Genomic DNA, 23,466 nt, shown 5'->3' with positions numbered 1-23,466 from the left:
GTGCACACGCACCCCGTCGTACCGAGAAAGGGACCCCCCATGCGCATCACCTCCCTTCACAGCCGCCGAGGCCGCCTCACCGCGCTGGCAGCCGTCGCCGTCGCCGCACTCGCCGTCGGAACGCTCCCGGGCAGCGCCGGAGCGGCCGAGTCCGCGCCCGTGGGCTTCGGGGCGGGCACCACCGGAGGAGGCAGCGCCTCCGCCGTGACCGTCAGCACCCTGGCCGCCTTCACCTCGGCCGTGAGCGGCGACAGCGCCAAGACCGTCAAGGTGAGCGGTCTCATCACCCTCAGCGGCCAGGTCGACGTCGGCTCCAACACCACCGTGCTCGGCGTCGGTTCCTCCTCCGGATTCACCGGCGGCGGCCTGCGGCTCAAGGGCGAGTCGAACATCGTCATCCGCAACCTGAACATCAGCAAGCCGCTCGCCCCCTCCGACGGCATCACCGTCCAGAACTCCACCAGGGTCTGGATCGACCACAACTCCTTCTTCGCCGACCGGGACCACGACAAGGACTACTACGACGGTCTGCTGGACATCACGCACGCATCCGACGACGTCACCGTGTCCTGGAACACCTTCAAGAACCACTACAAGGGCAGCCTCGTCGGCCACAGCGACAGCAACGCGAGCGAGGACACCGGCCATCTGCACGTGACGTACCACCACAACCACTTCCAGAACGTCTACTCCCGCATCCCCAGCCTCCGCTTCGGCACCGGCCACTTCTACGACAACTACGTGCAGGGCGCGGACACGGCGGTGCACTCCCGGATGGGCGCGCAGATGCTGGTGGAGAACAACGTCTTCCGCGACACGAAGATCGCCATCACCACCAGCCGCAGCAGCAAGGAGGACGGTTACGTCGTCCAGCGCGGCAACGATCTCGGCGGCGCGGCCACCGAGATCTCACGGACCGGCTCCTTCAGCACCCCGCCGTACGCCTACACGGCCGAGCCCGCCTCGTCCGTCGTCGCCTCGGTGACCTCGGGAGCGGGTGCGGGCAAGATCTGACCCGCCCGCAGCGAGGCGTGTGCGGCCCGGACACGGGCCTGATCCGCACCGGCTGATCCCGGCACGCCGGGGCCCCGCACCGGCGGGCGGCTGCCGGGAATCAGCCGTCCGCGCCGGACGTTGAAGGGGCGGCGGAGGGTGCCTCCGCACCCGTACGGCAGAGCTGGAGAAGAGAAGAGTCATGCGCGTCGAGATCTGGAGCGACATCGCCTGCGCGTGAACCAACGGAACCATAGGTTATCGCGACGCTCTGACCAGCGTCTATGCGGCGGGAGTTGGGCAGCAGAAAGCCCCGCCCGCCTGCCCCTGGGAGAGGCTGACGGGCGGGGCTCGGTTCGAGTCCTACAGAACGCGTGCTAGCTCTCTGCTCACGTCGTCGGCCGTGGGCCGGTCACGGGGCAGCCGAGCCATCATGGCCGTGAGCAGGCTGCCCAACAGTCCGGGAATTTCGACGCGTTGGCGCGGGCCGTCCGCAATCGCTCTTCGCTGGTCTCTGCGGTCGGCGTCGTCGGGGTACTGCACATGCCGTTTTCCCGTCGCGCTGATCATCAGCGATGCGCCGAGCGCATAGATATCTGACTCCCGGGTCGGAATGGCGAATCCGGTTTGCAGCACGCTGCGCGCGATCTCCGGTGCCTCGTAGTGGACGAGGCACCCCCGATAGGCGAAGTCCACGTCATCGGGGACCGGCCCGCCCTGAGCTAAGGCAAGGTCGATGAGGAAGGTTCTTTCGCTGCCCATGATCAGGTGGGCGGGCTGAATGTCGCAGTGGACCCACCGCTTTCGGTGCAGTGCTGCCAGCGCTGCCACACATTGCGCGGCGTCTCTCAGGTCCGGTTCCGGGTACTCAGGTCCGGCACGGTGGTGTCCCCAGCGGTCATAGAGGCTGTTGCCGAACCTCCACGGTTGAGCGCCCCAGGTGCCGCGTTCCCACGTTCCGGAGAAGTGGGGTTCCGGGGTGAGCTGACGAAGGATGGAGATTTCACGGCCGGGAGCAAGGGCCGTCCACTGATGCCGCGAATGCGCGCTTTTCTGGCGGAGCAACGAGCGCACGCCTCCGCGCAGCTTGGAGAGCGCACAAAAGCGCTTAGGTATCTGCGAGAGGCCGAAGCGGCAATGGAAAAGGCTGAATCCCAATCAAAGGCGTTTGGCTCGTATAATCCGTCTTCCCTTACCTACCACGCGGGGCAAGTCCGGTACGAACTGGGCGACGTTCGGGGATCAGTCAAGGACCTTGAGGAATCCGATAAGCTGCGACACAGCTCCTTCAAGAGAAACCGGATTCGCTACCTGTTCATGCTTGCCGAACGTCAGCTAGACATTGGCCACCTCGAAAGCGCGTGTGCCACATGGGTCAAGGTCGTGGAAATTTACCCCGACGTTCAATCGGGGCAGTGCGACAAAGCTATGTCAACGATGCAAGCTCGGATTCGTCCCTACCTCAAGAATCAGGCTGCCCGTAGTCTCTACGAGCGTGCACGGCTTGTCACCCCACCACCGGTTGCGGCCTGAGCGTAAAACAAGAAAGCCCCCGCACGCATCATTCATCAGTGAATGATGCGCACAGGGGCGGGTGTTTCTGTTAGATCAGGTCGGGGTCACCTCCGCAGAAACGCCTCAATGAGCCATGCGAGTTTTTTGCCTCCCTGCCGTGCGACTTCGGGGAGGGGTGGGAGTCACCCCCTGGTCAGAACGGCGGGCGTTCGTTCGCCTCGCGCCGTGACCGTGCTTCCGCAGCGAATCCGCCCGGCTGATTACGTGCCGTCTCTCCGTTATGGCATTTGGCACACAGTGGACGCAGATGCTTTGCAGCATCCGGATTCCTCTCGCCCCGTGCGATGAGTTCCCGCCGGCTCAGGGGAAAATGGTCTGCAACATTTGCCGCCTGACCACACAGCACACACCATGGATTCGCGTACAGGTACGCACGGCGGATACGCGGCCAGACAGGCCCGTACGCGCTCGTCACCAGGGCGCACGCGGCAGCCGGCGCCCTGGTCATCCAGCGGCCTGCGAGCACCACCGCCCGGCGCAAGTGGGCGGCGCGGCGGGCGAGTTCGGCCGCCGGCGCGGGCCTGAAGGGTGCCGGGCACGGTCCGCGTACCGCCCCTCGCACACTCCTGACCAGCAGGAATAAGCCGCCCTTGGGTGATCCGTTCACGATCGCGTGATTGACGCCGGTACGGACCCCGGCCAGGCTGGAGCGATGGAGACCACCTCTTCGCTCGACCGCGTCAGGGCCACCGAGTTCGCTCCCGACACCACCTACCTCAACACCTCCAGCTGCGGTCTGCTGCCCCGCAGGACCGTGGAGGCCGTCAAGGACCTGGCCGAGGGCAACGCCCTGGGCCGCCTCGCGGGTGGCGGCAGCCACGAGGCGGTGGACCGGGCTCGCTCCGGCTTCGCCCGGATCGCCGGGGTCGACCCCGCCCGGGTCGCCACCGGTGGTTCGGTCGCCGGGCATGTGGCGCTCGTCGCGGCGTCGCTGCCGGCCGGGGCCGAAGTCGTCGCCCCGGAGGGTGAGTTCGCCTCGGTGGTCAGCCCGTTCGCCGTACGCGGTGACCTGAAGATGCGGTACGTGCCGCTGGAAGGCCTGGCCGAAGCCGTGCGCCCGGGGACCGCGCTCGTCGCCTTCTCGGCCGTCCAGTCCGCCGACGGCAGGGTCGCCGACCTGGACGCGGTCCGGGCCGCCGCCGCCGCGCACGGGGCCAGGACGCTGCTGGACGCCAGCCAGTCGGCCGGCTGGCTGCCGCTGGACGCGGCGGCGTACGACTACACGGTGACCGGGGCGTTCAAGTTCCTCCTGTGCCCTCGGGGCACGTCGTTCCTGACGGTGACCGAGGAGGCGCAGGAGGTGCTGCCGGTCCTGTACGCGGGCTGGCTGTCCGCGGAGGACCGCTGGAACAGCACCTACGGGCCGGTGGAGCGGCTGGCGTCCACGGCCAGGCGCTACGACGAGGCGGTGGCGTTCCTCGCGTACCACGGGGCGGAACACTCCCTCGCCCTGCTGGCCGAGGTCGGCATCGACGCGCTGCACGACCACGCCACCGGCCTCGCCGCGCGCTTCCGGGAGGGCCTGACCGCGCTCGGCCACCCGGCGGTGCCCGGCACGTCCGCGGTCGTGGCCGTGCCCGGACTCGGCGCCAGGGAGCCCGAGCTGACCCGGGCGGGGGTCGCGATCTCGAACCGGGCCGGGAACCTGCGGGCGGCCTTCCACCTGTACAACACCGAGGCGGACGTCGACCGCGCGCTGGACGTGCTCTCCCGCTGACGCGCGCCGGGCCCGGTCCGGCAGCCCTGCCGTCGGGCCGTCAGGCCGTCGGGACGGGGCGCTCAGGATCCTCGTGACCGTCCGGGCCTTCGTGGCGGTCCGGACCTTCGTGCCGGTCCGGGCCGGCCACGCCGGGGCACCCGGCGGTCTCCCGGCAGAGGTTCTCCTCCACCTTTCCGAGCAGTCGGGCCAGCTCCGTACGCTCCGCCGGGTCCAGCCCCGCGAGGGTGTGCTCCTCCAGGACCGACCAGGCCTCGCGCACCGAGGCGTGCAGCGCGCAGCTGTCCTCGGTGGCCTCGACCAGGACGGCCCGCCGGTCGTCCGGGTCGGGGCAGCGGCGCACGTGGCCGGCCTGGTCGAGCCGCTGGAGCATCTTGGTGACGGTGGAGGGGTCGAGGTCCACGGCCTTGATCAGCTCCGACTGGCGCACCGCACCGCCGGCCCACAGATGCGCCATCAGGAGCTCCTGGCCGGGGTACAGCCCGAGGCCCTTGAGCAGCTTGCCGGCAGCGATCCGGTGCAGCCTGGCGATCCGGGAGACCGCGTGGCTCACCGGGCCGCCGAGGGCCGCGCCGGGCAGTGGCTCCGTGCAGACGGGATCCACGGGGGCGGTGCTGTCTGCCTTCATCGGAACTCCTCGGGACGGTGGCGCTGCGCCCGGACTCTCACCCCGGGCCGGTGACGTTACCCGGCCCCGTGGATGCCCCGATCCGTGACGTCTCCATGAACTTTACCTTGGTCGGCCAAGTAATGGGTTAGAGTGGCGAACGCTTCTTTAGTTGGCCGACCATGTAACTGCCCTGGGGGCTCCATGACCACCGTGTTCGATCCCATCGACCTTGCCGGCGCCCGGCTCTCCAACCGCATCGCCCTGGCGCCGATGACCCGCAGCCGGGCCGGGGAGGGCGGTACGGTCACCGACCTCACCGTCACCTACTACACCCAGCGCGCCTCGGCCGGGCTGATCATCACCGAGGGCGTCCAGCCGTCGGCCGTGGGCCAGGGGTACCCCTCCACCCCCGGCCTGCACACCGCGGAGCAGGTGGCCTCCTGGCGCAAGGTGACGGACTCGGTCCACGCGGCCGGCGGACGGATCTTCGCCCAGATCATGCACGCGGGCCGGATCGGCCACCCGGTACTGCTGCCGGACGGGCTGATCCCGGTCGCCCCCTCGCCCGTAGCGGCGCCTGGCCAGCTCTACACCCACGAGGGCCCGAAGGACTTCGTGGAGCCGCACGAGCTGACCGGCGACGAGATCCGCGCGACCGTGGCGGACTTCGCCACCGCCGCCCGCAACGCGATCGACGCCGGCTTCGACGGGGTCGAGCTGCACGGCGCCAACGGCTATCTCATCCACCAGTTCCTGGCGCCCAACACCAACCTGCGGACCGACGAGTGGGGCGGGTCCGAGCAGGCCCGCATCCGGTTCGCCGTCGAGGTCGTCAAGGCGGTCGCCGCCGAGATCGGCCCGGAGCGCACCGGACTGCGCATCTCGCCCGGAAACCCGTACAACGGCATCGAGGAGCCCGCCCCGGACTCCCTCTACACCGCGCTCGTCGCGGAGATCGAGCCGCTCGGCCTCGCCTACCTGCACGTCAAGGAGGTGACGGAGATCCGCGCACTGACCCTCGCGCTGCGCAAGCAGTTCTCCGGTCCGTTCGTCGTCAACGTGCTGACCGAGGGGCCGACGGGGCCCGAGGACCACAAGGTGATCGACGACGGCGTCGCCGACCTCATCTCCTACGGCGCCCTCTTCCTCGCCAACCCGGACCTCCCGGCCCGGCTCAAGGCCGGAGGGCCGTTCAACACCCCCGACACGTCGACGTTCTTCGGCGGCGACGCGAAGGGCTACACCGACTACCCGGCGCTGGACGGCTGAGCGCGCGAAGACGCTACGCCGAGTCCCTGCGCACCAGTTCGGTGGGGAGGATGACCGCGGCCGGGTCCTCCCCGCCGATCTGCGCCAGCAGCACCCGCACCATCTCGGAGCTGATCCGGTCCCACGGCTGACGGACCGTCGTCAGCTCGGGGCGGGCCGCGAGCGCGGCGGGGGAGTCGTCGAAGCCGCCGACCGCGACGTCCTGCGGTACCCGCCTGCCCGCCCGTTCCAGCGCGGCCAGCACCCCCTGGGCCATCAGGTCGGACCCGACGAACACCGCGTCGATGTCCGGCGCACGCTCCAGCAGGAGCGAGGCGGCGGCCTCACCGCCCGCCCGGCTGTAGTCGCCGGGCACGACCAGCGCCTCGTCGTAGGGCAGCCCGCACTCGGCGAGCGTCGCCCGGTAGCCGGCCAGGCGCTCCACCCCGCCCGGGGTGTCCAGCGGCCCGGCGACCGTGGCGATCCGGCGCCGTCCGGACTCGTACAGATAGCGCACCATGTCCCGGGCGCCGCCCAGATCGTCGGCCGCGACGTAGCTGACCTTCGACCCCTGACCGGGCGGCTTGCCGCAGGCCACCAGGGGGACGCCGGCCTCGTGCAGCTGGGCGGCGACCGGGTCGCCGGAGTGGCTGGAGACCAGCAGCACCCCGTCCACGTGCCCGGCGATGTAGCGCATGTTGCGCCGCCGTTCCGCCTCCGTCCCCGCGATCATCAGCAGCAGCGGGATGTCGTGCGCGGCCAGCGCGGTGGTGCAGCCGCGCAGCAGCACGTTGAAGTTCGGATCCTCGAAGAACCTCTCCTGCGGCTCGGTCAGCAGGAACGCCACCGAGTCGGAGCGCCCGGTGATCAGGGACCGGGCGTGCCGGTTCACGGTGTAGCCGGTCCGGTGGATGGCGGACTGGACCGCGTCGAGCGCGGCCGGGCTGACGTTGTGACCGCCGTTGAGCACCCGGGAGACCGTGCCCCGGGAGACACCGGCCTCCCGGGCGACGTCGTGGATCGTCGGCGGCCTGCGGCGTCCCGCGCCGTTCTGTTCTGTGCGGCTCATGGTGCATGATCTTTCATCGGAAAGCGGAGCCCTGGTGAGGAGCAGTCAGGACTTTACGGCGCCGGAGAGCAGGTCGAGGCTCCAGAACCGCTGGATCACCAGGAACAGGGCGATCAGCGGGACGATCGCCAGCAGCGCGCCGGTGATGACCAGCGTGTAGAGGGCCGGGGTGTTCGCGCCCTGCTGGAGCAGCGTGTACAGCCCCAGGGTGACCGGGAACTTCTCGTCGTCGCCCAGCATGATGTAGGGCAGCAGGAAGTTGTTCCAGACCGCCACGAACTGGAACAGGAAGACCGTCACCAGCCCCGGCAGCATCATCGGCAGCGCGATGGCGCGGAAGATCCGCCACTCACCGCCGCCGTCCATCCGGCCGGCCTCGATCACGTCGGCGGGCACGGCCGCGGCGGCGTAGACGCGGGCCAGGTAGACGCCGTACGGGGAGAGGACCGCCGGCAGCAGCACCGACAGATAGGAGTCGGTCATGTCGGCCTCGGCCAGCAGCAGGTACTGCGGCACGGCCAGGATCACCGGGGGCATCAGCACCCCGGCGAGCAGGATGTTGAAGACGGTCTCCTTCCCGCGGAAGCGGTACACCGCCAGCGCGTACCCGGAGACCGCCGAGACCGCGGTGGACAGCAGGGCGCCCACCCCGGCGTAGAAGGCCGAGTTGGCCATCCACGTCCAGTACACGCCGTCCCGGTACGCCGAGAGGTCGGCGACGTTGTCGGCGAAACCGGAGCCGGGCAGGAAGGTGAACGTGGAGAACAGCTCGCCGCCGGACTTGGTCGAGGCGACCAGGACCCAGGCCACCGGCAGCAGGCAGTACACGGCACCGAACAGCAGGGCGGCGGTCGGCACCAGCGGGATCCGGCGGCGGCCGGCCGTGAGGGTCGGTGTGCTCATCGGGGATCCCCCTGCTTCGTACGGGAGTTGGCCGCCTTGAGGAAGCCGAAGGACAGGGCGAGGGTGGCCAGCGCGATGATCACGGCCTGTGCGGCAGCCGCGTGGACGTCGTTGTCGACGAAGGCGTCCTGGTAGACCTTCATCAGCGGACTCCAGGTGGTGGAGAGGGAGTTGGTGAGCGGCTTCAGGGTGGTCGGCTCGCTGAACACCTGGAGCGTGGCGATGATCGAGAAGAAGAAGGTCAGCACCAGTGAGGGCGCCACCATCGGGATCTTGATCCGCAGGGCGATCTGGAGCTGCGAGCAGCCGTCCAGCCGGGCCGCCTCGAAGATCTCGGCGGGGATGGCCCGCAGCGAGGTGTAGATGACGATCATGTTGAAGCCGGTGCCGCCCCACACCGCGATGTTCGCCAGCGCCAGGTACAACGGCCCGCCGTCCAGCAGATCGGGCTGCGGAAGCCCCGCCTTGCCGAGCAGGAAGTGGAAGGGGCTGACGTCGGGCAGGTACAGGAAGCCCCACATCAGCGCGGAGACGACGCCGGGGATCGCGTAGGGCAGGAAGATGGCGAGCCGGCTGAAGCCGCGCAGCCGGAGCCGGTCGGTGTCCAGGAGCAGGGCGAACAGCAGGGCGAGCCCCAGCATCACGGGGACGACGATCAATCCGTACCCCAGGATGCGCAGCGCCCCGTGCAGCAGCTCGGAGTCGGACAGGGCGTCGGTGTAGTTGGCCAGGCCCGCCCAGATCTCGTCGCGGGCTCCCTTGCCGAGGCCGAGTCCCTTGACCCGCGTCCTGCGGAAGCTGAGGTGGAGGGCGTAGCCGATGGGCAGGGCGAAGAAGAGCAGGAAGAGGACGGCGGCGGGGACCAGGAAGGCGTACGGGGCGCTCTTGACCCCGTACGGCCTCCTGCGGGGTGCGCGTGTCACTCGGAGACTCCGAAGCCCTGCTTCTTCAGGTCCGCGACGGTGGCGTCCTGCATCGCGGTCAGCGCGGGGCCGAAGTCCGACTTCTCCTTGGCGGCCTTCGCGAAGCCGTCCTTGAACGCGGAGTAGGCGACGTTGACGTTCGGGCCCCAGGCGGCGGGGGCGGTGCCCTGGGCGATCTCGGCGGCCCGGGTGTAGAAGTCGGGCTGGTCGGAGAAGTAGTCCGGGGCCTTCGCCAGCGCGTCGCCGGTCTGGGCGGCCGTGGCGGCCGGGTAGATCCCGCTCTCCTTCACGAGGGCGGCGAGCGCGGCGGGGTCGGTGTTGAGCCACTTGGCGAAGGCGGCCGCCGCCTTCCTGTTCCCGGAGTCGTTGGTGACGGCGGTGGAGGAGCCGCCCCAGCTGCCGGTGACGTTCTCGCCGGCCGTCCACTGGGGGAGCGGGGCCATCGCCCACTTGCCCTTGGTGCCGGGCGCGGCGGTGGTCAGGGTGCCGGGCGCCCAGACGGCGCTGACCCAGGCGATCTGCTTGCCGGTGTCGAGCGCCTTGTTCCAGGCGGGGGTGTACATCGGCTGGTTGTCGACGGCGCCCTCCTTCACCAGGCCGCCCCAGAAGTCGGCGACCTTCTTGGTGGCCGGGTCGTCGATCGCGACCTTCCACTTGTCGCCGTCCGTGGTCCACCACCGCGCGCCCGCCTGCTGGGCGAGACCGGCGAAGAGCCCGGAGTCGTTCGACGAGAAGGTGGTGAGGGCCTTCTCCGGCGCCTTCTTCTTCAGCGCGCGGGCGGTCTCGGCGAACTCCTCCCAGGTGGCGGGCACCTTCAGCCCGTACTCGTCGAAGAGGTCCTGGCGGTAGTAGAACATCAGCGGGCCGGAGTCCTGCGGCAGGGCGTACAGGGCGTCGGAGCCCAGCGTCGTCTGCTGCCAGACCCCCTCGGCGAACTGGCTCTTCGCGTCGCCCGCCTCCTTCGATATGTCCGCGAGCACGTCGTTGGAGACCAGCGTGGGGAGCGCCTGGTACTCGGCCTGGACCAGGTCGGGGGCCTTGTGCGCCTTGGCGGCCGTGATGATCTTGGTGACCAGGTCGTCGCCCGACGCCTGCTTCTTCACCGTGACCGTGATCCCGGCCTCCTTGCCGGGGCCCTTGTTCCAGATGTCCGCGACCTTGTCCAGGCCGGGCGCCCACGACCAGTACGTGAGCGAGGCGTGTCCGGAGGCCGCCGGCTCGTCGCCCCCGTCGTCCGAACCGCCGCAACCGGACAGCAGGGCGGTGGCGGCGAGAGCGGCGGCGGTGGACACCGCGACGGTGCGGTATTTCATGGTTTCTCCCCTGACGAGACGAGCGGACGCATCGGCGGACTGGCCGGAAGCACGCTGTGAGCGTTCACAGTAGAGAAACGAAACCGACACTTGTCAATGGTTGTTGCTGTGCGGTTATGTTGCTCCCGGCGCTGTCCGATGGGACCGCGTTGCCCGGCGCTTCACTAAACGCGTCTGTGCACGTTCCCAGAAATGGTGCCGTCGAGCCACCCCCGAGCCAGGAGACGTCCATGTCCCACCCAGAGCCCGCTCCCGCCCCGCTCGGCCTGCGCAAGCTGGCCTTCGGCGGCGACTACAACCCAGAGCAGTGGCCCGAGGAGGTATGGCACGAGGACGTACGCCTCATGCGGGAGGCGGGCGTGACCATGGTCAGCGTCGGGATCTTCTCCTGGGCCCTGCTCGAACCCGACCCGGGGCGGTACGACTTCGGCTGGCTCGACCGCCTGCTGGACCTGCTGCACGTCAACGGCGTCCGCGCCGACCTCGGCACCCCGACCGTGGCCCCACCGGCCTGGTTCTACCGCGCCCACCCCGAGGCACTTCCGGTCGGCCCGGACGGCGTCCGGTACGCCTTCGGCTCACGCGGCGCGATCTGCCACAGCTCGGCCGCCTACCGCGAGGCCGCGGCCGGCATCACCGAACAGCTCGCCCGCCGGTACGCGCACCACCCGGCCCTCGCGATGTGGCACGTCCACAACGAGTACGGCGTCCCGGTCAGCGCCTGTTACTGCGACAGCTGCGCCGCCCACTTCCGCCGCTGGCTCGCCGCCCGGCACGGCACGGTCGACGCCGTCAACGAGGCCTGGGGCACCGCCTTCTGGGGCCAGCGCTACCGCGGCCTCGACGAGATCGAGCCGCCCCGCACCACCCCGACCGTCGGCAATCCGGCCCAGCAGCTGGACTACGCGCGCTTCGCCGACGCCACGATGCGCGAGAACTTCACCGCCGAACGCGACATCCTGCACCGGCACGCCCCCGGCGTCCCCGTCACCACCAACTTCATGACCGCGCTCAGCCAGTGCCAGTCCGTCGACTACTGGGCCTGGGGCCGCGAGGTCGACCTCGTCACCAACGACCACTACCTGATCACCGACGGCCGCCGCACCCACGTCAACCTCGCGATGGCCGCCGACCTCACCCGCTCGGTGGCGGGCGGCGCACCCTGGCTGCTGCTGGAGCACTCCACCAGCGGCGTCAACTGGCAGCCCCGCAACCCCGCCAAGCGCCCCGGCGAGATGGCCCGCAACAGCCTGGCCCACGTGGCACGCGGCTCCGAGGGTGCGATGTTCTTCCAGTGGCGGCAGTCCCGGCGCGGCGCCGAGAAGTTCCACTCCGCGATGGTCCCGCAGGCCGGCACCGACTCCCGGGTCTGGCGCGAGGTGAGCGCCCTGGGGGCGGACCTCGGCCGGCTGGCGGGCATCCGGGGCACCCGGACCGTCGCCGACGTGGCGATGCTGTGGGACTGGCAGTCCTGGTGGGCCCAGCGGCTGGAGTGGCGGCCCAGCGAGGACCACGACGCCCGTGAACGCGCCGACACCTTCTACGCCTCGCTCTACGACCACCACCTCACCGTCGACTTCGCCCACCCCGACGCCGACCTGTCCGCCTACCCCCTGGTCGTCGTCCCCGCCCTCTACCTCGCCACCGAGGAGACCGGCCGCAACCTGCGCCGTTACGTCGAGGGCGGCGGCACCCTCGTCGTCTCGTACTTCTCCGGGATCGTCGACGCCGACGACGCCGTGCACCCCGGTCCCTACCCCGGCGCCCTACGGGACGTCCTGGGCCTGACCGTCGAGGAGTTCTCCCCCCTCCTCGACGGCGGCACGGTCCGCCTGACCACCCCCGAGGGCGCGCCCGAGGGCCCGGAGCTGACCGGTGACGTCTGGTCGGACGTGGTGATCCCGCGCGGCGCCGAGCCCCTCTGGTCGTACGCCGACGGCGTCCCGGCCGGCCGTCCCGCGATCACCCGCAACCGGCTCGGCGAGGGCAGCGCCTGGTACGTCTCCACCCGGCTGAGCGGCCCGGACCTGGACACCGTGCTGGGCCGGGCGCTCGCCGACGCGGGTCTCGCGCCGCGCACCGGTCTCGCCCGGGACGTCGAGGTCGTGCGCCGCACGGGGGAGAGCGGCACCTACCTCTTCGCGGTCAACCACTCCGACCGCGGGGCCGACGTGCACCTCGACGGCCCCGGCACCGAACTCCTCACCGGCGAGGGCGTGGTGGAGACGCTCGCCGTGCCGGCGGGCGCGGTCCGCGTCGTACGGCTCGACGGCTGAGGCGCACCCAAGTCCGTTACCCCGCACAACGCTCGAAGGGACATCGACGATGTACGGAACGACGCACCACACCCGCAGGAGAGCCGCAGGCGCGGTGGCCGCACTGACCGGCCTGCTGCTGGCCGCCCTGCCCGCCCAGGCCGCCCACGCGGCCACCACCCCCGCGAACCCCGGTTTCGAGTCGGGGGCCACCGGCTGGTCGACGTACTCGGCCACCGGCCAGGACGCCGCCTCCTTCACCGAGGCCGGCGGCCACGGCGGCTCCACCCGGCTCAGCCACTGGTCGGCCTCGGCCTACAAGGTCGAGACCTACCAGCACCTGACCGGGCTCGCCGACGGCACGTACACCCTCAGCGCCTGGGTCCGCTCCGGCGGCGGCCAGAACGCGGCCTACATCGCCCTGCGCGACTGCGGTTCCGCCGAGCAGCGCACCGACCTGCCGCCGACCGCCGGGAGCGACTGGGTGCGGATCGTCACCTCCGTGAAGGTGACCGGCGGGGCCTGCACGATCAGCCTCGACTCCGACGCGCGGGCCGGGCAGTGGGCCAACTTCGACGACATCACGTTCACCCCGGGCTCCACCGGGCTGAGCGTGCGCGGCGGCGACCTCTCCACCCTCCCGAAGAACGAGGCGCACGGCGCGGTCTACCGCGACGCGGGCGGCCGGGCCGGGGACGCCATGAGCATCCTCGAGAACTCCGGGATGAACTACGTCCGCCTCAAGGTCTGGGTGGACCCGGCCGACGGCTACAACGACAAGGCCCACGTCCTGGCCATGGCCAAGCGCGCCAAGGCGCTCGGCATGAAGACGCTCGTCGACTTCCACTACTCCGACGCCTGGGCCGACCCCGGCAAGCAGAACAAGCCCGCCGCCTGGGCCGGGCACGACTACGGCCGGCTGCGCACCGACGTCCACGACCACACCTACGACGTGCTGAACGCGCTGAAGGCCCAGGGCACCACCGCCGACATGGTGCAGATCGGCAACGAGACGAACGCCGGAATGCTCTGGCCCGAAGGCTCCACCTCGAACTGGTCCCAGCTGGCCGGACTCCTCACCTCGGGCGCGAACGCCGCCAAGGCGGTCTCCTCCACCACGAAGGTCGTCCTGCACCTCGCGGAGGGCGGCGACAACGCGGGCACCCGCTGGTGGTTCGACAACGCGGTGGCGCAGAAGGTGCCCTTCGACGTCATCGCCCTCTCCTACTACGGCTACTGGCACGGCTCACTGACCGAGCTCCAGACCAACCTGGACGACGCCGCGTCCCGCTACGGCAAGCCGGTGATGGTCGCCGAGACGGCGTACGCCCACACGCTGGCCGACGCCGACGGCCTGGAGAACAACGTCGCCACCTCCGACCAGCTCGTCGCCGGCTACCCGGCGACCCCGGCCGGCCAGGCGGCCAGCCTCCGCGACGTCATGAGCGTCGTCGAGGCCGTTCCGAACGGCCGTGGACTCGGCGCCGTCTACTGGGAACCGGCCTGGACCGCCGTGACCGGCAGCGGCTGGGACCCGGCCGACCCGTCGTCGGGCAACGCCTGGGAGAACCAGGCGGTGTTCGGCTACGACGGGACGCTGCTGCCGGCGGCGGGCTGGTTCTCGCACCGGTAGACCGACGGGCGCCGTCCGGCAGCCGCTGTCAGAGGGCGCCCGAACCCTCGATGTTGGCCGCCATCCTGCGGAGCACCTTCAGCGCGGCCACGTACTCCTCGTCGCCGATGCCCCGGTGCACCTCGGCGCGGACACCGGTCACCAGCTCACGCAGCCGCACCCGGGCGGCCTCCCCGTCGTCGGTGAGGCGCAGCCGCCCCTCGGCACCGGCGGCGAGCCAGCCGCGGTAGAGCAGTTGGTCGACGACCCGGGCGATGTCGTGCGGTCCGTCGGCCAGGGGCGTGAGCTGGGCCGCGACCTCCTCGCGGGTGGGCGCCGCGGGCCCGTCGCGCACCCGGTTCAGCACCCAGTACTGGGGCTGGGTGACATCGATCCCGGCCATGGCGTCCCGCAGGCGCCGGGTGACGGCGGCGTGGACCAGACCGCTCCAGTACCCGATGGGCTGGGTGGCCGACATGCCGTCGATGGTGGCGGCGGGGTCGGCGGGCGCCTGGTCCGTCGCCTGGTCCGTGAGCGGGGGAGGGGGCGGCTGTTCCATGGCCGCGACGGTACAGCCGCCCCGGTCGGGACGGCCGCGTGCCGCCCCGACCGGCCTCTTCCGGCCGGAGACGACCGGAAGACGACCGGAAGACGGCCGGATACGGGCGCCCTCAGCGGTCCAGGGGCGCTCCGTGCCACTTCCACGAGGTGACCCGCTCACGGCCGGGCAGGTCCGCGCGGCCGGTGCACCACAGCAGTACGGTCCACCGGTCGGCGTCGTCCGGCGCCTCGGGGAAGAGCCGGGCCAGGACCCGGTCGCAGAGGTCCCGGGGCGGTGTCCAGGCGAGCGAGAGCCCCGCGGCGACGTCATGGGTGTGCACGAGGGTCTCCACCACACCCATCGCGGCGAAGCCCTCCGGGTCGGAGACCCCGTGCGAGTGGTAGGAACGCAGATCGGGAGAGGCCGTCCGCACCATCGCGGTCAGGAGGGCGCCACTCGCCTCCAGCGTCTCGAGCAGCCCGACGGTCCCCGCCTCCGGGTCCGCGAAGACCGCGTTCCAGGGGCCGCCCTCGCGCCCGGGGGCCCAGCGGTAGGGGACCTCGTGCTTCAACGGGGGTTTGCGCGGACCGAGCTGGACGGCGTACGCGAAGAGGTCGTCGCTCAGGTGCTCCACCGTCTCCCAGCAGTCCCACGTCAACGTCCCCGCAGGGGCACGCCAGCCGTCCACCGGGGACTTCGCGAGGGTGTCGGCCGCGAGCCGCACCGCCAGCGTCACGTCGTCCGCGGTGACGGGCAGCCGGACCCCGGCCGACGCGGCCCGCTCCGCGGCGCCGCACTCCACACAGAACTCGTTGCCCTCGGGGTCGGCCAGGGTCGCCCAGCCCCGGCCGTCCGGCTTGCGGTGGTCGGCGGCCAGGGTGGCTCCGAGGGCGAGCAGCCGCTCGACCTCCTCGTCGCGGGTGCGGTCCGTGGGCCGCACGTCCAGGTGGACGCGGTTCTTGGCGCGCTTGGGTTCGGGCACCGTGACGAAGAGCAGTGCCACCCCCGGCGCCTCGACCAGCGCCTCCGGATCACCGGGCGCGTCGTCGTCGGACACGGACGAGTCGAGCACCTTGGCCCAGAAGACGGCCAGTTCGTAGGCGTCGGCGCAGTCGACGGTGATGTGCTGTACGAGCGAAGTCATGGACGCCACTGTCTCCCCCGGCACGGGCCGGGGTCCAGCGAGTTACGGACGCGTCCGCGAGCCAGGGCCGGGGAAGACCGCGCGCCCGCGCCGGGCCGACGGCACGCGGAAGGGGCGGGACGCCTACCGCGTCCCGCCCCTTCGAACCGCCCTACGGCTACTTCACCGGCGTGAAGTCCCGCGCCCCGATGAACTCAGGGCGGCGGATCGGAGCCGAGAAGGGCTCCTCGGCCGTGTTCTCCACACTGTTGAACACGATGAACACGTTGCTGCGGGCGTACGGGGTGATGTTGTCCCCCGAGCCGTGCATCGCGTTGCAGTCGAACCAGGTCGCCGAACCGGCCTTGCCCGTGAAGAGCTTGATGCCGTGCCGGTCGGCCATCTTCGTCAGCGCCTCGTCGGACGGGGTGCCGGCGTCCTGCATCTGCAGGGACTTCTTGTAGTTGTCCTTCGGCGTCTCGCCCGCGCAGCCGAGGAACGACTTGTGCGAACCGGGCATGATCATCAGCCCGCCGTTGGTGTCGAAGTTCTCCGTCAGCGCGATCGAGACCGACACGGTCCGCATGTTCGGCAGACCGTCCTCGGCGTGCCAGGTCTCGAAGTCCGAGTGCCAGTAGAAGCCGGAGGCGCCGAAGCCCGGCTTCACGTTGATCCGGGACTGGTGGACGTACACGTCGGAGCCGAGGATCTGGCGGGCCCGGCCCACCACACGCTCGTCGCCGACCAGACGGGCGAAGACCTCGCTGATCTTGTGGACCTCGAAGACGGACCGCACGCTCTGCGACTTCGGCTCGATGATCGAACGCTCGTCGGCGCGGACCGCCGGATCGGCGATCAGCCGGTCCAGCTCGTCGTGGTAGCCGGCCACCTCGTCCGGTGTGATGAGCTGGTCGATGGCGAGGAAGCCGTCGTGCTCGAAGGACTGGAGGTCCTTCGCGGCGATCGGTCCGGGCGCGCCCGGCGCGGACCAGATGACCGGGTCCTGGCGGGGAGTGGTCATCTCGGCGGCGCCGCGCGTGGGGTAGAGGTCGGTTCGTACCTGGGTGGTCATGGTTCAGGCCTCCTCTGTCAGCAGCGGGTAGACACCGTTCTCGTCGTGCTCCTCCCGCCCGGTGACGGGCGGATTGAAGACGCAGACGCAGCGGAAGTCGGTCTTCGGCCGCATGGTGTGGTGCTCGTGCCCGTCCAGCAGGTACATCGTTCCCGGCGTGATCCAGTGCTTCTCGCCGGTCTCGTCGTTGGTGAGTTCGGCCTCACCCTCGGTGCAGAGCACCGCCTCGATGTGGTTCGCGTACCACATGGAGGTCTCCGTGCCCGCGTACATCACGGTCTCGTGGAGCGAGAAGCCCACCTTCTCCTTGGCGAGCACGATGCGCTTGCTCTCCCAGGTGCCTGAGGCCGCCTTGATGTGCTGGTCGGTGTTCTCGATGTCACTGAACGATCGGACGATCACGGTGGGATGGTGCCTTTCTCTTCTTGTCCTGCTCAATCGGTGCCTGTCCCGGGCGCTGCCCGGGTCAGGCGGTCTCGCGGACGCAGCGGGCCAGCGTGCGCAGGCCCTCGTCCAGCTCCTCGGGGGTGATGGTCAGCGGCGGCAGCAGCTTCACGACCTCGCTCTGCGGGCCCGACGTCTCGAGCAGCAGGCCCAGCTCGAAGGCGCGCGCGCAGACGGCGGAGGCACGTGCCGGGTCGGTGAACTCCAGGCCCCAGACGAGACCGCGGCCACGGAACTGCGCGGTGGCCTCCTCGGCGCAGATCGCCAGCAGCGTCTGTTCCACCTGCTCGCCGCGGGCCAGGGTCTGCTTCTCCATCTGGCCGTCCGCCCAGTAGGCGTCGAGCGTGGCGGCGGCGGTGACGAACGCCGGGTTGTTGCCGCGGAAGGTGCCGTTGTGCTCGCCCGGCTCCCAGATGTCCAGCTCGCCCTTGAAGAGGCAGAGCGACATCGGCAGACCGTACCCGCTGATGGACTTCGACAGCGTGACGATGTCCGGGACGATGCCGGCCTCCTCGAAGGAGAAGAAGCCGCCGGTACGGCCGCAGCCCATCTGGATGTCGTCGACGATCAGCAGCATGTCCTGGCGGTGGCACAGGTCCTGGAGGGCACGCAGCCACTCGGCGCGGGCCACGTTGATGCCGCCCTCGCCCTGCACCGTCTCCACGATCACCGCGGCGGGCTTGTTGAGGCCGGAGCCCTGGTCCTCCAGGAGCCGCTCGAACCAGAGGAAGTCGGGGACCGTGCCGTCGAAGTAGTTGTCGAACGGCATCGGGGTGCCGTGCACCAGCGGGATGCCCGCACCGGCGCGCTTGAAGGCGTTGCCCGTCACCGCGAGCGACCCCAGCGACATGCCGTGGAAGGCGTTGGTGAAGGAGACGACGGACTCGCGGCCCTTGACCTTGCGGGCGAGCTTCAGCGCCGCCTCGACCGCGTTGGTGCCGGTCGGGCCGGGGAACATCACCTTGTACGGCAGGTCGCGCGGGCGCAGGATCACGTTCTCGAACGTCTCCAGGAACGCGCGTTTGGCCGTCGTGGCCATGTCGAGGCCGTGGGTGATGCCGTCGCGTTCGATGTAGTCGATCAGCGCGCGTTTCAGCACCGGGTTGTTGTGGCCGTAGTTGAGCGATCCGGCCCCGGCGAAGAAGTCGAGGTAGGAGTGGCCGTCCTCGTCGGTCAGGCGGGCGCCCTGCGCGCGGTCGAACACGGCGGGCCAGCCGCGGCAGTAGCTGCGTACTTCCGATTCGAGACTCTCGAAGACACTCAGGGCGGGCGGGGTGATGGTCACAGCGGATCTCCTGATCGAGGGTGTGACGGAAGGCGGGTGAGGCGTGCGGGCCCCGGGCGGGGCCGGGCCGGGTACGCGCCCCGGGCGGGGGCGGGACCCGATGCCGGTAGTACGTGCCGCCCCGGCGGGGCGGGCGACGGTCCTACGCGTGGAACGGGCCGATGCGGTACAGCACCTCCGGCAGGTGCGTTCCCTCGGGGAACAGCTCGCCGTCGAAGAGCACCTCGCGCTCCAGGGCCACGTCGTGGCGCTGCGCGTAGGAGGTGAACAGCCGGTCGGACGCGGTGTTGTCCGGGGTGATGGTCGTCTCCAGGGACGCCAGGCCCTGCTCGGCCGAGACACGGGCGGTCAGGGCGTCCAGCAGCTCACCGGCCAGCCCCTTCCCGCGGTGGGCGTCGTCCACGGCCACCTGCCAGACGACGAGCGTCTCGGGGCGGTCGGGCCGGATGTACCCCGTCACGAAGGCGACGGCTTCACCCTTCTCGTCGCGGGCGACCACGGAGGTCGCCGCGAAGTCACGGCACCACAGCAGGTAGCTGTACGAGGAGTTGAGGTCCAGGACCTCGGAGTCGCGGGCGATACGCCAGAGCGCGGCTCCGTCCTCCACTCGCGGGGTGTCGATTGTAAGGAATTCGCTTCGGGCACGGGCAAAATCTGCTGGTGCGGCGGTCATGCGAATTGAATTTACCCAGCAAAAATCGAAATTGCATCGCCGGGAAGGGTTGGGTGGCGCACGTGTCTGTGCTATCACGCGGGCGCGAGTCGAGCCGAAGCGGGCGGCGATTTCTCGTGATTTGACCGGAATTTAAGGGGCATAACGCCGTCTCTGTGGAGTCGGTCACAGGGTTGTAACTCTCCTGACACGTGTCCGGATTACGTAGATCGGCCGTCCCTCGAAAGTGGGGCGTTTAGGTCCGGTGATTGCGGGCAAAAGAATGCGGGGAGCTGCTCTCGATAAAGCAGCTCCCCGCTATTCTTTTCATATGTGTGCCGGTTCCGTCCGGCATATTCGCCTCAGTCGTTCGCCCATGTTTCCGATACGGCTTCGCGGGCAGCATCCAGGTCGGTCGTCCGGCCCGCCTCGGTGAGCGCGGAGCCCAGGGCGGCCAGCGACGAGAGCACGGCGCCCCGTGTCGCGTCCACGCCGTAGTGGTTGACCCGGATCATCTCCCGGGCGAGCGCCCCGCCGCCCGCCACCAAGGGCAGCGACGGGTCTGCCGCGAGTGCGCTCCGGACGAGCGCGGTGGCGTCGGTACCGGCCGGCACGCGCAGCGTCGTGGCGACCGGCGCGGCGTCCCGGGCCTCGTGGACGTACGGCTCCAGCCCGCCGCCGAGGGCGGACGCGCCCGCCCGGGTGGCGGCCGCCGCCGAGGCGTGCCGGGCCGTCAGCGTGTCCAGGCCCTCCGCCTCGATCCGCTCCACACAGGCATCCAGCGCCAGCATCTCCAGCTGGGCCGGGGCGTGCGGAAGAGCCGTGCGGCCCGCGTCGATCCACCGGTCCTTCCAGTCCAGCAGCGAGAGGTAGGACCGGCGGGGCGCCCGCGGGTTGTCCGCCAGCCGCTCCCACGCCCGCGCGCTCACCGACACCGCCGAGACACCGGCCGGGCCGCCCATCGCCTTCTGCGCCCCGATCACGCACAGGTCCACGCCCCAGGCGTCCGGCAGCAGGGGCTCGGCGCCCACCGACGCCACGGCGTCCAGCATGAAGAGGGCCCCGTGCGCCCGGACCACCTCACCGATCTCCGCGACCGGGTTGGTGTTGCCGGTCGCCGCCTCCGCGTGCACCAGCGACACGAAGTCGATCTCCGGGTGCGCGGCCAGCGCCTGTCCGACCTGCTCCGCGGTGACCGCCGCGTGGAAGGGCACCACCAGGTCGACGACCTCCGCGCCGCAGTCCCGCAGCCAGTTGCCGAAGGTCTGGCCGTACGGACCCGTCACGACGTTCAGCGCGGTCGAGCCGGGCCGGGCGCCGCCCCGGATGCAGCCTTCGAGGGGCAGCAGCGCCTCGCCCTGGGTGATGACGACGTCCTGCTCGGTGGCGAGGAGGCCGGCCACCCGCCGCTCGATCGCCGCGAAGTGGTCGGCGGTCAGCGGCGGGAGGTCGAGGAAGGGGTGCGTCACGGGGTGCTCTCTTCAGGTGTGTCGTTCGCGGTCGGCGCTCGGGGGCGCGTGCGTCCGAGAGTACCCAGCACACCCGGCGGCCCCCGGTGCCGTGCCTCGTACAGTGCTGTGCATGAGCGATCACGAGGCGGCGCGGATACTGCGGATCAAGGGGCGGGTGCTGCTCGGCCCCGACGACGTCAGGGACGAGATCTGGGCCGTGGACGGGCGGATCACCCACGAGCGGCCGCCGGGCGCCGACGGTGCGGCGGCCCTCTCCGGCTGGGCGCTGCCCGGCCTCGTCGACGCCCACTGCCACGTCGGCCTCGACGGGCACGGACCGGTCGACGCGGCGACGAGCGAGAAGCAGGCGCTCACCGACCGGGAGGCGGGCACCCTGCTCATCCGGGACGCGGGCTCGCCCTCCGACACCCGGTGGATCGACGACCGGGAGGACCTGCCGAAGATCATCCGGGCGGGCCGGCACATCGCCCGGACCCGCAGGTACATCCGCAACTACGCGCACGAGATCGAACCCGGTGACCTGGTCGCCTACGTCGCCCGGGAGGCGCGGCGCGGCGACGGCTGGGTGAAGCTGGTCGGCGACTGGATCGACCGGGACGCCGGGGACCTGACCGCCTGCTGGCCGCGCGGCGAGGTCGAGGCCGCCATCGCCGAGGCGCACCGCCTCGGCGCCCGGGTCACCGCGCACTGCTTCGCCGAGGACGCCCTGCGCGATCTCGTGGAGGCCGGGATCGACTGCGTCGAGCACGCGACGGGACTCACCGAGGACACCATCCCGCTCTTCGCCGAGCGCGGCGTGGCGATCGTCCCCACCCTGGTCAACATCGCCACCTTCCCGGACCTCGCGGCGGGCGGCGAGGCCAGGTTCCCCCGCTGGTCGGCCCATATGCGGCAGCTGTACGAGCGCCGTTACGACACCGTGCGGGCGGCCTACGACGCGGGCATCCCCGTCTTCGTCGGGACCGACGCGGGCGGCTCGCTGGCCCACGGTCTGGTGGCCGCCGAGGTCGCCGAGCTGGTCAAGGCGGGCATCCCGCCCCTGGACGCGCTCTCCGCGACGGCCTGGGGCGCGCGACGCTGGCTGGGCCGTCCGGTGCTGGAGGAAGGGGCCCCGGCCGACCTGGTGGTGTACGACGAGGACCCGCGCGCCGACGTACGCGTGCTGGCGGGTCCCCGGCAGGTGGTGCTGAACGGCCGCGTCATCGGCTGACGGGCCGCGGCGGCCGACGCGGGTGTGGGTGCGATGTTGACCGGCGGTGACCTGGTGCCGCCCTGGCTCGTTGGACCCTTTCGTGCCTCGTCGGGCCGAGGCGGCCGGTGCGCCGCCCGCGCTCGGTGAAACGGGTGACTCCGGGGAACTCCTGTGCCGAAGGATTCGAATACGTACGCGGAAACCCCCCTTTGGAGTGAACTGACGCCAGGTGTCTGTCAGTTCACCCTCCGTGCGTAAAGATTCACGGAGTCGAGGCCACCGGCGCCCGCGATGTCCCCCATTGGGCGGTGCCGGTGGCTCCATGTCTCTTGTGGGGGTTCCACCATCTTGAACAGCAACACCTTCCGTCTGGCCGCCCTGGCGGTCGCCGCCGCACCCGTCGCCCTGCTGGTCGCCGTCCCCGCGCAGGCAGCCACCGCGACGGCTCCGGCCACCCCGGCCGGCGGCCACGGAAAGGCGAGCGCCGTCGTGCTGCGCACCGGGCTCGACGTCTCGCTCCTCAGCAGGTCGGTCCAACTGCCGCTCAACGCCACGCTCAACGAGGTGCACGCCCCGGCCAGCGCGGAGAAGACCGCGCTCAGCGTGGAGCTCGGCGGGGTCGAGGAGGACCGCCCGGTGCGCGTGCTGCGGGCCGACGTCGCCACGGCGGACGCCACCGTGGACGAGCACAGGGCCGAGGGCAGCACGAATCTCGCCCACGCCCGGGTGCATGTGCCCGGACTGCCCGCGCTGTCCCTGATCGAGGTCGAGAAGGTCACCTCGAAGGCCCTGTGCGAGGCGGGGAAGAAGCCGGTCGCCGAGTCGAACGTGCTGGGGCACGTCTCGGTGCTCGGCAAGCGGGTGACCCTCTCCGCGGGCGGTACGACGAACGTCGAGGTCCCCGGAGTCGGTTCGGTCACCCTCGACCTGTCGAAGACCGCCACCACCACGAACACGGCCGCCGCGACGGCCCTCCAGCTCCGGGTGTCGGTGAACCCGCTCGCCCTCAACGTCGCCGAGGTGGAGGGGGAGGTCACGCTGGCCGAGGCGACCTGCGAGACCCCGAAGGGTGACGGCCCGGGCGACGGCGGGTCCGAGGACGGCGGTTCCGGGAACGGAGGCTCGGACAACGGCGGCTCGGGGAACGGAGGCTCGGGGAACGGCGGCTCCGGGAACGAGGGCGGCACCGGCGGCGACAGCGCCGGCAAGGGGGACGAGATCGGCGAGGTGAAGCCCCAGACCGGCACCGACAAGACCCAGGCGTCCGGCACCGGCGACCTCGCCGAGACGGGCTCCAGCTCCTCCACCCCGTACATCGCGGGCGGCGCGGCCCTGCTGCTTGCCGTCGGCGCCGGAGCCATGGTCGTCGCCCGCAGGCGCGCCCAGAGCTGACCCGGGGGACGGGGGGAGGGGAGCGGTGCTCACGTACCCGGGCGCCGTTCCCGCATCGGACCGGGAGCGGTGCTC

At 70.9% G+C, this 23,466-nt stretch carries 20 protein-coding genes; 7 read left to right on the top strand and 13 right to left on the bottom strand.

The window, feature by feature from the left end; all coding sequences use genetic code 11:
- Window positions 1-39: 39 nt before the first annotated feature.
- The gene (locus tag SACTE_RS06395) at window positions 40-1,014 is read left to right on the top strand and encodes a polysaccharide lyase family 1 protein (protein WP_014045210.1); all 975 of its coding nucleotides are present in this window, start codon (window positions 40-42) and stop codon (window positions 1,012-1,014) included.
- Between the two features lie 342 nt (window positions 1,015-1,356).
- Here the strand turns inward: SACTE_RS06395 and SACTE_RS06390 are convergent, their stop codons facing one another.
- Window positions 1,357-2,151 (bottom strand): serine/threonine protein kinase, encoded by a 795-nt coding sequence (locus SACTE_RS06390; protein WP_014045209.1) that lies wholly within the window; start codon window positions 2,149-2,151, stop codon window positions 1,357-1,359.
- Window positions 2,152-3,220: 1,069 nt separating this feature from the next.
- On the opposite strand from SACTE_RS06390, the gene SACTE_RS06385 reads away from it, so the two are divergent.
- Window positions 3,221-4,285 carry an aminotransferase class V-fold PLP-dependent enzyme gene (locus SACTE_RS06385; RefSeq protein WP_014045207.1) on the top strand — a complete coding sequence of 355 codons (1,065 nt, stop codon included), beginning with the start codon at window positions 3,221-3,223 and terminating at the stop codon, window positions 4,283-4,285.
- 40 nt (window positions 4,286-4,325) lie between these two features.
- Here the strand turns inward: SACTE_RS06385 and SACTE_RS06380 are convergent, their stop codons facing one another.
- A complete protein-coding gene (locus SACTE_RS06380; protein ID WP_014045206.1) occupies window positions 4,326-4,913 on the bottom strand; it encodes a MarR family winged helix-turn-helix transcriptional regulator in 588 nt (195 codons plus the stop codon).
- Window positions 4,914-5,096: 183 nt separating this feature from the next.
- Between SACTE_RS06380 and SACTE_RS06375 the strand changes: the two genes are divergently transcribed.
- Complete coding sequence (locus tag SACTE_RS06375) at window positions 5,097-6,164, top strand: alkene reductase (RefSeq protein WP_014045205.1); 1,068 nt, start codon at window positions 5,097-5,099, stop codon at window positions 6,162-6,164.
- A 13-nt stretch (window positions 6,165-6,177) separates the two neighbouring features.
- Here SACTE_RS06375 and SACTE_RS06370 read toward each other — a convergent pair whose 3' ends face one another.
- Genes SACTE_RS06370 through SACTE_RS06355 form a run of 4 tightly spaced genes read right to left on the bottom strand, consistent with a single transcriptional unit; the run spans window position 6,178 to window position 10,351 of the window.
- Window positions 6,178-7,212 carry a LacI family DNA-binding transcriptional regulator gene (locus tag SACTE_RS06370; RefSeq protein ID WP_014045204.1) on the bottom strand — a complete coding sequence of 345 codons (1,035 nt, stop codon included), beginning with the start codon at window positions 7,210-7,212 and terminating at the stop codon, window positions 6,178-6,180.
- A gap of 45 nt (window positions 7,213-7,257) precedes the next feature.
- Entirely contained in the window at window positions 7,258-8,115 is an 858-nt protein-coding gene (locus SACTE_RS06365) for a carbohydrate ABC transporter permease (protein ID WP_014045203.1), read from the bottom strand.
- Window positions 8,112-9,038, bottom strand: a complete 927-nt coding sequence (locus SACTE_RS06360) for a sugar ABC transporter permease (protein ID WP_014045202.1) — start codon at window positions 9,036-9,038, stop codon at window positions 8,112-8,114. Before SACTE_RS06360 ends, SACTE_RS06365 begins: the two co-directional genes overlap by 4 nt.
- Window positions 9,035-10,351 (bottom strand): extracellular solute-binding protein, encoded by a 1,317-nt coding sequence (locus SACTE_RS06355; RefSeq protein WP_014045201.1) that lies wholly within the window; start codon window positions 10,349-10,351, stop codon window positions 9,035-9,037. The genes SACTE_RS06360 and SACTE_RS06355 overlap by 4 nt, the downstream gene beginning before the upstream one ends.
- Window positions 10,352-10,581: 230 nt before the next feature.
- Here SACTE_RS06355 and SACTE_RS06350 point away from each other — a divergent pair, with 230 nt between their 5' ends.
- On the top strand, window positions 10,582-12,627 hold the full coding sequence (locus SACTE_RS06350; RefSeq protein ID WP_014045200.1) for a beta-galactosidase: 2,046 nt from the start codon (window positions 10,582-10,584) through the stop codon (window positions 12,625-12,627).
- 49 nt (window positions 12,628-12,676) lie between these two features.
- On the top strand, window positions 12,677-14,239 hold the full coding sequence (locus tag SACTE_RS06345; protein WP_014045199.1) for an arabinogalactan endo-1,4-beta-galactosidase: 1,563 nt from the start codon (window positions 12,677-12,679) through the stop codon (window positions 14,237-14,239).
- A 28-nt stretch (window positions 14,240-14,267) separates the two neighbouring features.
- Here the strand turns inward: SACTE_RS06345 and SACTE_RS06340 are convergent, their stop codons facing one another.
- The 7 genes from SACTE_RS06340 to SACTE_RS06310 all read right to left on the bottom strand — a co-directional run bounded on the left by SACTE_RS06340 (window position 14,268) and on the right by SACTE_RS06310 (window position 20,804).
- On the bottom strand, window positions 14,268-14,777 hold the full coding sequence (locus tag SACTE_RS06340) for a MarR family winged helix-turn-helix transcriptional regulator (protein WP_014045198.1): 510 nt from the start codon (window positions 14,775-14,777) through the stop codon (window positions 14,268-14,270).
- 112 nt (window positions 14,778-14,889) lie between these two features.
- Window positions 14,890-15,903 carry a VOC family protein gene (locus SACTE_RS06335; protein ID WP_019992816.1) on the bottom strand — a complete coding sequence of 338 codons (1,014 nt, stop codon included), beginning with the start codon at window positions 15,901-15,903 and terminating at the stop codon, window positions 14,890-14,892.
- A gap of 157 nt (window positions 15,904-16,060) precedes the next feature.
- Window positions 16,061-16,954: an ectoine hydroxylase gene (gene thpD / locus SACTE_RS06330; protein WP_014045196.1), complete on the bottom strand. Its 894-nt coding sequence runs from the start codon at window positions 16,952-16,954 to the stop codon at window positions 16,061-16,063.
- A 3-nt stretch (window positions 16,955-16,957) separates the two neighbouring features.
- A complete protein-coding gene (locus SACTE_RS06325) occupies window positions 16,958-17,356 on the bottom strand; it encodes an ectoine synthase (RefSeq protein WP_014045195.1) in 399 nt (132 codons plus the stop codon).
- A gap of 64 nt (window positions 17,357-17,420) precedes the next feature.
- The gene (gene ectB / locus SACTE_RS06320) at window positions 17,421-18,683 is read right to left on the bottom strand and encodes a diaminobutyrate--2-oxoglutarate transaminase (protein ID WP_014045194.1); all 1,263 of its coding nucleotides are present in this window, start codon (window positions 18,681-18,683) and stop codon (window positions 17,421-17,423) included.
- Window positions 18,684-18,825: 142 nt separating this feature from the next.
- On the bottom strand, window positions 18,826-19,356 hold the full coding sequence (gene ectA / locus SACTE_RS06315) for a diaminobutyrate acetyltransferase (RefSeq protein WP_014045193.1): 531 nt from the start codon (window positions 19,354-19,356) through the stop codon (window positions 18,826-18,828).
- Between the two features lie 341 nt (window positions 19,357-19,697).
- A complete protein-coding gene (locus tag SACTE_RS06310; RefSeq protein ID WP_014045192.1) occupies window positions 19,698-20,804 on the bottom strand; it encodes an aminotransferase class V-fold PLP-dependent enzyme in 1,107 nt (368 codons plus the stop codon).
- A 112-nt stretch (window positions 20,805-20,916) separates the two neighbouring features.
- Between SACTE_RS06310 and SACTE_RS06305 the strand changes: the two genes are divergently transcribed.
- Together SACTE_RS06305 and SACTE_RS06300 are read left to right on the top strand one after the other, a co-directional pair.
- On the top strand, window positions 20,917-22,017 hold the full coding sequence (locus SACTE_RS06305) for an amidohydrolase family protein (protein WP_014045191.1): 1,101 nt from the start codon (window positions 20,917-20,919) through the stop codon (window positions 22,015-22,017).
- 330 nt (window positions 22,018-22,347) lie between these two features.
- Window positions 22,348-23,391: an SCO1860 family LAETG-anchored protein gene (locus SACTE_RS06300; RefSeq protein WP_019992818.1), complete on the top strand. Its 1,044-nt coding sequence runs from the start codon at window positions 22,348-22,350 to the stop codon at window positions 23,389-23,391.
- The last annotated feature ends 75 nt before the right edge of the window (window positions 23,392-23,466 follow it).

It is taken from the genome of Streptomyces sp. SirexAA-E, from assembly GCF_000177195.2.
GTDB lineage: Bacteria > Actinomycetota > Actinomycetes > Streptomycetales > Streptomycetaceae > Streptomyces > Streptomyces flavovirens.
This window is presented reverse-complemented; position numbering and strand designations above follow the sequence as displayed.

Excerpts from the sequence above, each read along its gene's own strand:
- SACTE_RS06395 (WP_014045210.1), top strand. The coding sequence starts at position 40 with ATGCGCATCACCTCCCTTCACAGCCGCCGAGGCCGCCTCACCGCGCTG.
- SACTE_RS06385 (WP_014045207.1), top strand. The coding sequence starts at position 3,221 with ATGGAGACCACCTCTTCGCTCGACCGCGTCAGGGCCACCGAGTTCGCT.
- SACTE_RS06380 (WP_014045206.1), bottom strand. The coding sequence starts at position 4,913 with ATGAAGGCAGACAGCACCGCCCCCGTGGATCCCGTCTGCACGGAGCCA.
- SACTE_RS06375 (WP_014045205.1), top strand. The coding sequence starts at position 5,097 with ATGACCACCGTGTTCGATCCCATCGACCTTGCCGGCGCCCGGCTCTCC.
- SACTE_RS06370 (WP_014045204.1), bottom strand. The coding sequence starts at position 7,212 with ATGAGCCGCACAGAACAGAACGGCGCGGGACGCCGCAGGCCGCCGACG.
- SACTE_RS06365 (WP_014045203.1), bottom strand. The coding sequence starts at position 8,115 with ATGAGCACACCGACCCTCACGGCCGGCCGCCGCCGGATCCCGCTGGTG.
- SACTE_RS06355 (WP_014045201.1), bottom strand. The coding sequence starts at position 10,351 with ATGAAATACCGCACCGTCGCGGTGTCCACCGCCGCCGCTCTCGCCGCC.
- SACTE_RS06350 (WP_014045200.1), top strand. The coding sequence starts at position 10,582 with ATGTCCCACCCAGAGCCCGCTCCCGCCCCGCTCGGCCTGCGCAAGCTG.
- SACTE_RS06345 (WP_014045199.1), top strand. The coding sequence starts at position 12,677 with ATGTACGGAACGACGCACCACACCCGCAGGAGAGCCGCAGGCGCGGTG.
- SACTE_RS06340 (WP_014045198.1), bottom strand. The coding sequence starts at position 14,777 with ATGGAACAGCCGCCCCCTCCCCCGCTCACGGACCAGGCGACGGACCAG.
- SACTE_RS06335 (WP_019992816.1), bottom strand. The coding sequence starts at position 15,903 with ATGACTTCGCTCGTACAGCACATCACCGTCGACTGCGCCGACGCCTAC.
- thpD (WP_014045196.1), bottom strand. The coding sequence starts at position 16,954 with ATGACCACCCAGGTACGAACCGACCTCTACCCCACGCGCGGCGCCGCC.
- ectA (WP_014045193.1), bottom strand. The coding sequence starts at position 19,356 with ATGACCGCCGCACCAGCAGATTTTGCCCGTGCCCGAAGCGAATTCCTT.
- SACTE_RS06305 (WP_014045191.1), top strand. The coding sequence starts at position 20,917 with ATGAGCGATCACGAGGCGGCGCGGATACTGCGGATCAAGGGGCGGGTG.